Raw genomic sequence first — 10,014 nt, 5'->3', positions numbered from 1 at the left:
AAATATCCCTGGGCGTCAGGCAGCGGTCCGTCCGGTCCTTTGAGGAGCGACTTGAGGTATCTTTCGGCTGGGCCGGCCGCCCGACGGTAGATCTCCTGACAAAGGCGGCGCGCAGCCGCCCCCGCCCACGCCTCGGGCAGGAGTGTCTCCGGCAGCTGCGGATCGCGCAACAGCACACGGCGATATTCGTGGATCGCCATCACGCGGATCAGAAATGACACGGCGGGGTCCGCCGCCCCGCCGGCCGCGAGCGCACGGCCGATCGGCTGGAAGCGATCGAGGAAACCACGATAGGCGTCCGACAGGCTGTCAAGGTCCCACGCATTGCGGACGAGCTCGCACATGGCATTCTCGCTCGCGAGCGCATTATTTTTCGCAAGCATGATCGCAACGCGGCCAGAAACACCGAGGCTATTGAGCACATTGCGAAGTGCTTGCGGGTCCGCACTCGGGTGGGCGAGCACGCCCGCTCCGAAATTCCCGAACCCCTGCCAATTAAGTTCCCTCTTGAGAGATCCACGTTCCGCTGCGGACAGGTTACCCTGCCCAACGAAGACGATGTGCCATTCCCCGGCCCAAAGCGCCGGCTCGAATGCGTAGATTCTCCGATGTGCATCCTCGAAGCGCTGCCGGCCGTCGTCGGTCAAGCTGTAAAAGCTGCGCCGGCCGATCTGTCGCGAGGCGAGCCAGCCCTCGCGGGACACGCGAAGGACCGCCGTGCGCACATGCCGCTCATTGATATGGAAGGGTGCTAAAAGTGCAATCAGGCTGCCGAGCCAAACCGTGCCGCCATGAGGTGCGATCGCGTCGCCAAAGATCGTGACGATCAGGGACTTTGCGCGCGGCGGCCTATGCGCCAAGAGATCGGCGACAAGATCCTCGATGTGCTTTCCCTTCGGCATAAAGGCTCCAAGACATGACGTGCGGCAAGCCGGATTTCCTGTGGCACGGTCGGCGGTGCCGATGCAAGTTTATTCGTTTCGGCTTGCGCACGATCTCGGATGTGCAACCTGCAGGGTGCGGCCGCATGTGCTCACTTGGCTTGTCTCGGCTTCCGAGAGGAGCGGGTATAGTCTCTGCATCGATCGAGCAGCTCGGGAGGGACCGCAGATGCCCAAAGCTTTTGCCTCGCAGGGCGACCTCAAGGAGAAGAAAGTGCGCTTCGACAAGCTCGCCGACGGCGTCTTCGCTTACACCGCCGAGGGCGACCCAAACGCAGGCGTCATCATTGGCGATGACGGCGTCATGGTAATCGATGCGCTGGCGACCCCCTTTCAGGCGCGGCGGCTCATACGTCGCATCCGCGATGTCACGAAGAAACCGATCCGCTATCTCGTGCTCACCCACTACCATGCGGTACGCGTCTTGGGCGCATCCGCCTATCGTGCAGGCCAGATCGTCGCAAGCCGCGGAACTTATGACCTCATTGGGGAGCGCGGCGCCCAGGACTTCAAATCGGAAGCCGAGCGCTTTCCCCGCTTATTCAAAAAGATCGAGACGGTGCCGGGCCTCACCTGGCCGACGATCGTATTCGACGGAAGCCTCACGCTTTGGCTCGGCAAGCGGGAGATCAGGATTGAGCATCTTGGGAAGGGGCACTCCAAGGGTGACACCGTCGTCTGGCTGCCCAAGGAAAGGGTGCTGTTCTCGGGCGATCTGGTCGAGCAGGGTGCGGCACCCTATTGTGGCGATGCCTACTTGAACGAATGGCCAGGAACCCTTGAGAAAGTGCGCGCCCTCGGGGCGAGGAAGCTGGTGCCGGGTCGCGGCCCTGCCTTGAAGACACCGCGCGCGGTGAACGTCGCGATCGACGGTACGCAGGACTTCGTTCGCGCCCTCCTGGATACCGTTCAAAATGGGGTTCGCGCGCGCGAACCGCTCAAATCCGTTTTCGACCGCACCTATCGAGCGCTTCGGCCCAAATATGGGGAACTGGTGATTTTCGAGCACTGTATCCCTTTCAATGTAAGCCGCGCCTACGACGAGGCGAGCGGGATCGTCGATCCGCGCATTTGGACTGCCAAGCGCGACAAAGAGATGTGGAAGGCATTGCAGGGTTAGGGCAACGCTAAGCGCATTATCCTTTGGCCCCGCTCGTTCGTGGCAGAACGCGGTGTCTGGCGTGGGATAGAGAGCAAGATTGCAGGGTGCCGGTCGCTTAATGCTCCGATGGCATATCGGGAGTCGGCAGGGAAACGGTGGTATCGTGGGCGAGAAGGACCCAACCATTCCAGCCCGAGGCATCGGCAAAACCCTTGCGCTTTACGACCTTGACTGGCGCCAAGGCAGTTTCCAGTAGCGCGCGTGGAGCATTTTCATCGCGCATCGGCACGGCAAATGAAACAAGCGTGCCGAGATGGGCGATGCGCTGTTCGACGACAGCGCCGAGCCAGAGCCGATACGTGTTGTGCGGACTGTCCTCGATGCGAAGATTCGAACGCCAGAGCCGCAGTATCAACCGCGAGCGTACCCCATTGCGCGTCGTCCCCTCGGGATAGATGAGTATCAGGCGCGCGGGGCGTCCATCATGCAGTCGTGTGAGTGTCGGCAGTTCCTCGAGATCGGCACTTGGATTGAGCCAAGCCAGGACAGATGTAAGGCCGAGTTCGGGGGGCTCCCTCCACCCTCGCGCCAAGAGGCGCGATCTCAAATCGACGACTGAGCCGACCCATTGCACGGTAATCGGCTCCTCGAGACCACCCCCGAGATCGATGCGTCGCGCCGGCTGGGTTGCCCAACCGTCGTTCCACCAGAGATCGGCGGCCATTCGCTCGGTCGCCGGTTGGGGCGCGTATCGAGCCGTATCGAGAGTATAGTTGTCCGCGACATGGAGCGTGCCAACGATGACGAAGGCAAGTGAAGCAATGGTGAGCAGGGCACGCGCACCGATGTTTTGAGGGACGTGACTTAGATAGACAATGCCAAGGCCCGCTGTCCACGCAAGGGCAAACGCAAGGCCGGCAATTACGTCCGACGACCAATTCGCGCCGAGGTAGAGGCGTGAGAATGCGATGAGAATGACCAATAGCGCCGCTGAGGCCGCAACCATCTGACGTGGACGAGGTGCAAGTTCGCGCGCGATGAGAAGCGTGAGGAATCCATACACCGTTGCTGCGATTGCGGCGTGGCCGGAGGGAAAAGCGAACGAGTTCGTTCCGGCGCCGAGCTGAATCGGCCGTGGTGCGCGCAGGACGAGTTTGAATAACTCGACGCAAAGGGCCGCAAAGGCAAACGCGCCTAGCCAGTAGGCCAATGCCCGCCACGCCCGCCGGGCGGCAAGCCAAAGTGTTACGGCAAGCACCACCGCAACCGTTACCACGGCGTCGCCAAGCTCGGTCAGGACGACCATGACCCGGTCGCCCCAAACCGTTCGCATGGCCTGCATGAAATTGAACACTGCTTGATCGGCGCGCGATAGTGGGTCGCCCGTCACGACCTCGCGCACGATGCCCACGAGCGCCCAGCCCGAAAGGACGAGCAGGCCGATAAGCCCGAGCAAGCCCTTCACTTCATTGTGGGTCGGATCAAGGGCGGACAGAATTTCGCGACTCACCCAGTTGTCGTGACCTCGCGCCCAGTGCCACAACTGGAAGAGCTTATTCGCGAGAATCGGGAGTCCCTGGCGCACGATACGGCGAACGACGGTGATGATCACCCAGAGGACGACAATCAGAATGACGATGAGGGCGAGGAGCCGTCCGCCGACCTCGCCGGCGAGTACGAGGGACGCACCGGCCACCACGGCTGGGATGATGTGCGACACGGCCCACGCGAAAGCCGAAGCGACGTTCACCAGATAGAAGCGCCAAGGACCCATCCGCAGGATTCCCGCGACGATCGGCACGACCGCGCGAATCGCCGGGGTAAAGCGGGCAATGAAGACGCTTTTGCCGCCATGCTTTTCGATTTGCGCGCGGCCGACCGAGATGAGTTGCGGATACCTCCGGAACGGCCACATCGCGAGGATCTGCTCGTGGTAGCGATAGCCGAGCCAGTAGGAAAACCCATCTCCCAGGATCGCACCCAGGATCGCCGACCCGAGCAGCCACCAGATGTCTACGGCGCCACTCGGTACAAGGGCCGCGATCGCGAGGATAATCGAGGTTCCCGGTATGATCGATCCGAGGACGGGGAAAGACTCCGAGAAGGCAAGGAAGAAAACGAGCGCGTAAGCAAGGTGCTGGTTGGCGCCGACGGTTTGGACGACGTGGTGATAAATGCTGCCCATCGGCCTCTACTTTATGAACAGTCGGGCGCGTTGGATAGATGGGCCGTGTTGCTATTCGCGCTCTTTGGCCTTCGCGATCGCACTGCGAAGGACGTCGATATCCCCGATATGATTCGAGAGGAGGATGATGAGCTTGGCATCGAGCTTGAGGCACTCTGCCTCGCTAAGGCCCTCATGCGCCTTTATCAGCAATTCATAAAGCTCGTCCGGTGAAGCGACATTCAAGGTTTCGCGCAATACCGCGGACATGGCAGTTACTCCCCTGTTCGAACCTTGAGCCCAACAGCACGGTCAAGAGCAGACTTGAGTGCCCCACCCTCAATCTTCCGCCAGCGTGCGGCGACATGCTGATCCGGGCGCAGCAAATAGGCGCTACCCTCCTCGGCATCGTAGCGCTCTGCGGCAATGCCCTTGACGTCGATCAAGTCTCGCGATCCCTTGCCCGTCGCATCGATCGAGACGAGACGGAGTGCGGGCGAGCGAGGGGGCAATGACTCACAGGCGGCTTTTGCCGAAATCGCGTCTCCGAATACAAGCAGCGTGAAGGTGCCGGCGAGTTCGTCGAGCAGCCAGCCCAGTGCGCCGCGGCACTCGACCGGCGCGTCGGAGGCAGGAGCGCCTGGCACGAGCAGGCCCGAAAACGTGTCGCTGTCGGGCGTGTTGAGGCTCGAGTTGCGAAGGATCGCCGGCAGCGAAAGCCGGCCGCTGTTCAGGAATGCGCGCGCGCAAGGAGTCGTCTCGGCAAGCTCGAGCACGGCGTCGCGGAATGCAACGGCCGAGGGGCCCTTCGCGGACATGAAATCCGTCGTCGCGGTGGTGACGCGGACATTCTCGCGTGCAGCAGGTACGCGCTCGCTATCGTAAGTGTCGATGAGGGCCTCGGGTGCTCGGCCGGCAAGGACGAGTGCGAGTTTCCATGAGAGATTGTCGGCATCCTGTATGCCCGAATTGCCGCCGCGAGCGCCGAAAGGCGAGACCTGGTGCGCCGAATCGCCGACAAAGATCACACGGCCGTGGCGAAAACGATCCAGCATCCGACACTGAAATCGGTAAACACTGACCCACTCGAGTTCGAATGGCCGGTCCGGCCCGAGCATCGCCTTGAGCCGGGGGATCACGCGATCGGGTTTTCGCTCTTCGTCTGGGTCGACGTCGGGGCCAAGTTGGAGATCGATGCGCCAGATATCATCGGCCTGGCGGTGAAGCAGCGCCGAAGGACCTGGGTGAAAGGGAGGTGCGAACCAGAACCAACGCTCGGTCGGAAAATCCGCCCTCATCCTGACGTCGGCGATCAGGAAGCGATCCTCGAAAACGCGGCCTTCGAACTCCAGTCCGAGGAGGTGGCGCGTCGTACTCCGCGCGCCATCGGCTGCGATCAGGAACTGGGCGGTCAAGACGTAGCTACCCTCCGGCGTCTCGACATCGAGCCAAACGGCGTCCCCTCCCGCTCGCAAGCCCACGAGCTTGTGACGCCAACGAAGGTCGATCGTTTCCAACTGGGCGGAGCGCGCGACGAGCGCCTCCTCGACATAATATTGTTGGAGGTTGATAAAGGCCGGGTATTTGTGACCGAGCTCCCGCAGGAGATCGAAGCTGTAGAGTTCGCGATCGCCGTGGAACACGCGGCCGCGGTTCCAGGTGATGCCCTTCGCCATCATCGCTTCCACCGCGCCGAGACGGGCAAAAATCTCAAGCGTGCGTTTGGCCCAGCAGATGGCGCGGCTGCCGACGCTGACGGTATCGTCCTCGTCGATGACGACGCATTCCACGCCGTGCTGAGCAAGGTCGATCGCAGCGGCAAGCCCGACCGGCCCCGCTCCTACGATAACGACTTGGTGGAGCCGGCCCGACATCTCATTGGCCGGACGATAGCCGTAGTGCCGGTATTGGTGGCTGCTCATTGCTATTCCAAGCGTAATCGAAGTCCGCCCGCTCAGCGCTGCGGCCGCAAATCGACGATGCGCTTGGCCTTGCCCATCGAGCGCTCGACCGTATTCGCGGGAACGACTTTCACGTCGGTATTGACGCCGACATAGGCCTTGATCGCGTGCTCGAGCGAACGGGCGGCGGTATTCGCCAACGTCGAGGACAAGCCCATCCCCCCCTCGACGACCACGGTCAAGCTGTCGAGTCTTTCTTCACGTCGCACCTCGAGCACATAGTGCGGCGAGAGGCGTTCGTCCTTGAGAATGAGTTCCTCGATCTGTGTTGGAAAGATATTCACGCCACGAATAATCAGCATGTCGTCGGTGCGCCCCATTATCCGCGTGAAGCGACGAAAGCTCCGCGCCGAAGGTGGAGCGAGACGTGTAAGATCGCGGGTGCGATACCGTATGACGGGAAACGCTTGCTTCGTGAGTGTGGTGAAGACCATCTCGCCCAGCTCGCCGTCGGCAAGCGGCTCCGTCGTGGCGGGATCGATGATTTCGGGGAAAAAATGGTCCTCCCAGATCGTGGGTCCATCCTTGGTCTCGACGCATTCGATCGCAACGCCGGGTCCCATGACCTCCGACAGACCGTAGATGTCGACCGCGTCGATATCGAAATGGGCCTCGATCTCCTTGCGCATCGCCTCGGTCCAGGGTTCAGCACCGTGGATGCCGATCCGCAGCGACGATTCGCGCGGATCGAAGCCCTGACGCACGAACTCGTCCCCGATCGCGAGCATATAGCTCGGGGTCACCATGATGATGTCGGGCTTGAAATCCCGGATGAGCTGAACTTGCCTCTCGGTCATGCCGCTCGAGATTGGAATGACCGTGCAGCCGAGACGCTCAGCGCCGTAATGGGCGCCGAGGCCGCCCGTAAAAAGGCCATAGCCGTAGGCGACATGCACGATGTCGCCCGGTTTACCGCCCGCAGCACGGATCGAACGCGCCATCAACGCTGCCCACGCGTCGATATCGCCCTTTGTGTAGCCGACCACGGTCGGCTTGCCGGTGGTGCCGCTCGAGGCATGGATTCGCACGACTTTGTCCCGCGGCACGGCGAACATTCCGAAGGGGTAGTTCTGGCGCAAATCTTCCTTGGTCGTAAACGGTAACTTGGCGAGGTCTTCGATTTGCCTGAAATCGCGGGGATGCACCCCGGCGTCGTCGAACTTCTTGCGGTAGTGGGGCACGTTCGCATAGGCATGCTTGAGCGTCTTCTTGAGGCGCTTTATCTGGAGTGCCGCGATTTCGTCCCGGCTTGCGGTCTCGATCGGATCGAGGCCGCCCTTGTACGTCGGCACTGATTTCATCGCATCAGCCCTCGGCGAATTTGGCCATGTATCGCAGCTGCGTCACGCACGCTCGATCGCCATCGCAATTCCCTGGCCCACGCCGATGCACATGGTCGTGAGCGCATAGCGTCCACTTCGTCGACCAAGCTCGTATGCAGCCGTCGCTACGAGCCGCGCTCCGCTCGCCCCGAGCGGGTGGCCGAGCGCAATGGCGCCGCCATTCGGGTTGACATGCTCCGCGTCGTCGGGCAACCCAAGCTGCCGCGTGACGGCGAGGGCCTGTGCTGCGAAGGCTTCATTGAGCTCGATCACGTCGATCTGACCGATCTTGAGGGCGAGCCGCTCGAGCAGCTTGCGCACCGCGGGGGCCGGCCCGATTCCCATGATTCGCGGGGGAACGCCCGCCGTCGCAGCACCGATCACGCGCGCCTTTGGCGAAAGCCCATAGCGTTTTACCGCCCGCTCCGACGCGATCAAAAGGGCCGCCGAGCCATCGTTCACACCCGACGCATTGCCGGCGGTTACCGTCCCGTTCTTTCGAAACGGCGTCGGTAATTTCGCCAGCGCCTCCATCGTCGTATCGGGGCGAGGGTGCTCGTCCTCCGTGACGAATTTCGTCTCGCCTTTGCGCTGGGAGATCGGTACGTGGACGATCTCCGTCTTGAAAACACCGGCTTTGATCCCGCGCCCGGCGCGCTCTTGGCTTCGGAACGCGAAGGCGTCCTGATCCTGCCGCGTCACCTGGAATTCCTCAGCCACGTTCTCGCCGGTCTCGGGCATGGAATCGATACCGTATTGCGACTTCATAAGCGGGTTGACGAAGCGCCAACCGATCGTCGTGTCGTAGATTTCGGCCGTGCGGGCAAAGGCGGATTCGGCCTTCGACATCGCAAAAGGTGCTCGGCTCATGCTTTCGACCCCGCCTGCGATCATCACCTCGGCCTCGCCCGTCTTGATCGCGCGCGCGCATTGCGCGACCGCCTCCATGCCGGAGCCGCAAAGCCGATTGACCGTTACACCCGACACTTCCGTCGGCAGGCCCGCGAGCAGTGCAGCCATTCGTGCGACGTTGCGGTTATCCTCGCCCGCTTGGTTGGCGCAGCCAAAGATGACGTCATCGACCTTCGACCAATCCACGCTCGAATTGCGCGACATAAGGGCCTTGATCGGGATTGCAGCCAGGTCGTCGGCTCGCACGCTCGAAATGGCGCCGGCGTAGCGGCCGATCGGAGTACGAACGGCATCGCAGATATAGGCTTCGCTCATGATGGCTCCTCCGGCGATGGTTGATTTCCCGCGACGACCTCACCCTTGATGACCCGCGAATTGCCCCGGAAAAGTGCCACCGTCTCGCCTTTCTGGTTGGTCACTTTGATATCGTAGACGCCGCTTCGGCCGGAAAGCGATTGCTCGACCGCTTCCGCGGTCAGAAGATCGCCCGCATGGGCGGGTTGAACGAAGGTGATCGCGCAATGTTGTGCGACGGCATTCTTGTTGTGGGAATTGCAGGAATAGGCGAACGCCGTATCGGCGAGTGTGAATACGAGTCCGCCATGACAGGTTGCGTGGCCGTTCACCATGTCCGGCCGCACCGTCATTGACATGCGGGCGAAACCTGGACTCACGTCGAGAAGCGCTATACCAAGTGCTCGCGCCGCACGATCGCGCTCGTACATGGTGCGGCCCGCGTCTTCGGCAACGCGAACCGCCTTATCGTCCGCTCGGGACCTGGCCATCATCGTCCCTTGAAGTTCGGCTGACGCTTCTCGAGAAAGGCTTTGACGCCCTCCCGGTAGTCCTCCGTCCGTCCCGCGACCCGTTGCAGATCGCGCTCCAGATCGAGCTGACGGTCGAGATTGTTGGCCCAGGATGCATTGATCGCCTGCTTCGTAAGGGCAAGGCCCATGGTCGGTTGCGTTGCAAGATGTCGTGCGAGCTTTCGCGCTTCTTCAGCAAGCTTGTCGTCGTCGACGCACCGCCAAATCAGTCCAATTTCCTCCGCCCGTTCGGCCAGGAGGGGTTCGCCAAGGAGGGCGAGGCCCATCGCGCGCGCCTGGCCTGCAAGGCGCGGGAGGAAATAAGTTCCGCCCGAATCGGGCACGAGGCCGAGGCGGCAAAATGCCTGAATGAAACGCGCCGAGCGAGCGGCGAGCACGATGTCGCAAGCGAGCGCGAGATTGGCTCCAGCCCCCGCGGCAACACCGTTGACGGCTGAGATCACCGGCTTCGGAAGTGCCCGCAAGCCGCGGATCAGGGGATTGTAAAGCGTATCGAGGGTTTGGCCGAGGTCGTGCGGGGCATCCCCAGGTGCGGTCGCGCGATCGTTCAGGTCCTGGCCAGCACAGAAGCCGCGGCCGGCCCCGGTCAGAAGAAGAGCGCGAATCTTCGCGTCCTCGGCGACGTGCGCAAGCGCCTCGCGAAACTCGCCGTGAAGTTCGGCTGTGATTGCGTTGAGCTTTTCGGGCCGATTAAGCGTGATCGCCGCATATCCTTCGCCTACCTCGTAGAGGATCGTGTTGTATGCCATTCCGTTCGCTCCTCCCACGAGCCTTTTTGGCAAAAC

General features: G+C 62.0%; 9 protein-coding genes. 1 reads left to right on the top strand and 8 read right to left on the bottom strand.

Annotated elements, in window-relative coordinates; all coding sequences use genetic code 11:
- On the bottom strand, positions 1-902 hold a 902-nt coding region (gene paaX / locus VEJ16_06730), incomplete at its 3' end, for a phenylacetic acid degradation operon negative regulatory protein PaaX (protein HYB09346.1).
- Between the two features lie 208 nt (positions 903-1,110).
- Here paaX and VEJ16_06725 point away from each other — a divergent pair.
- Entirely contained in the window at positions 1,111-2,061 is a 951-nt protein-coding gene (locus VEJ16_06725; GenBank protein ID HYB09345.1) for an MBL fold metallo-hydrolase, read from the top strand.
- Between the two features lie 97 nt (positions 2,062-2,158).
- Here VEJ16_06725 and VEJ16_06720 read toward each other — a convergent pair whose 3' ends face one another.
- The 7 genes from VEJ16_06720 to paaG are packed head-to-tail and all read right to left on the bottom strand — an operon-like array spanning position 2,159 to position 9,978.
- The gene (locus VEJ16_06720; GenBank protein HYB09344.1) at positions 2,159-4,228 is read right to left on the bottom strand and encodes a VTT domain-containing protein; all 2,070 of its coding nucleotides are present in this window, start codon (positions 4,226-4,228) and stop codon (positions 2,159-2,161) included.
- A gap of 51 nt (positions 4,229-4,279) precedes the next feature.
- Entirely contained in the window at positions 4,280-4,477 is a 198-nt protein-coding gene (locus VEJ16_06715) for a DUF2783 domain-containing protein (GenBank protein HYB09343.1), read from the bottom strand.
- Between the two features lie 5 nt (positions 4,478-4,482).
- Positions 4,483-6,129, bottom strand: a complete 1,647-nt coding sequence (locus VEJ16_06710) for an FAD-dependent oxidoreductase (protein ID HYB09342.1) — start codon at positions 6,127-6,129, stop codon at positions 4,483-4,485.
- Positions 6,130-6,161: 32 nt separating this feature from the next.
- Positions 6,162-7,469 (bottom strand): phenylacetate--CoA ligase PaaK, encoded by a 1,308-nt coding sequence (gene paaK, locus VEJ16_06705; GenBank protein ID HYB09341.1) that lies wholly within the window; start codon positions 7,467-7,469, stop codon positions 6,162-6,164.
- A 42-nt stretch (positions 7,470-7,511) separates the two neighbouring features.
- Positions 7,512-8,717: a 3-oxoadipyl-CoA thiolase gene (gene pcaF, locus VEJ16_06700; protein HYB09340.1), complete on the bottom strand. Its 1,206-nt coding sequence runs from the start codon at positions 8,715-8,717 to the stop codon at positions 7,512-7,514.
- A complete protein-coding gene (gene paaI / locus VEJ16_06695; GenBank protein ID HYB09339.1) occupies positions 8,714-9,187 on the bottom strand; it encodes a hydroxyphenylacetyl-CoA thioesterase PaaI in 474 nt (157 codons plus the stop codon). Before paaI ends, pcaF begins: the two co-directional genes overlap by 4 nt.
- Complete coding sequence (gene paaG / locus VEJ16_06690) at positions 9,187-9,978, bottom strand: 2-(1,2-epoxy-1,2-dihydrophenyl)acetyl-CoA isomerase PaaG (GenBank protein ID HYB09338.1); 792 nt, start codon at positions 9,976-9,978, stop codon at positions 9,187-9,189. Before paaG ends, paaI begins: the two co-directional genes overlap by 1 nt.
- Positions 9,979-10,014 lie beyond the last annotated feature (36 nt).

Source organism: Alphaproteobacteria bacterium (assembly GCA_035625915.1).
GTDB lineage: Bacteria > Pseudomonadota > Alphaproteobacteria > JACZXZ01 > JACZXZ01 > DATDHA01.
The sequence above is the reverse complement of the archived record's forward strand: the minus strand, read 5'-3'. Positions and strand labels throughout refer to the sequence as shown.

Excerpts from the sequence above, each read along its gene's own strand:
- VEJ16_06710 (HYB09342.1), bottom strand. The coding sequence starts at position 6,129 with ATGAGCAGCCACCAATACCGGCACTACGGCTATCGTCCGGCCAATGAG.
- paaI (HYB09339.1), bottom strand. The coding sequence starts at position 9,187 with ATGGCCAGGTCCCGAGCGGACGATAAGGCGGTTCGCGTTGCCGAAGAC.
- VEJ16_06720 (HYB09344.1), bottom strand. The coding sequence starts at position 4,228 with ATGGGCAGCATTTATCACCACGTCGTCCAAACCGTCGGCGCCAACCAG.
- VEJ16_06725 (HYB09345.1), top strand. The coding sequence starts at position 1,111 with ATGCCCAAAGCTTTTGCCTCGCAGGGCGACCTCAAGGAGAAGAAAGTG.
- pcaF (HYB09340.1), bottom strand. The coding sequence starts at position 8,717 with ATGAGCGAAGCCTATATCTGCGATGCCGTTCGTACTCCGATCGGCCGC.
- paaK (HYB09341.1), bottom strand. The coding sequence starts at position 7,469 with ATGAAATCAGTGCCGACGTACAAGGGCGGCCTCGATCCGATCGAGACC.
- paaG (HYB09338.1), bottom strand. The coding sequence starts at position 9,978 with ATGGCATACAACACGATCCTCTACGAGGTAGGCGAAGGATATGCGGCG.
- VEJ16_06715 (HYB09343.1), bottom strand. The coding sequence starts at position 4,477 with ATGTCCGCGGTATTGCGCGAAACCTTGAATGTCGCTTCACCGGACGAG.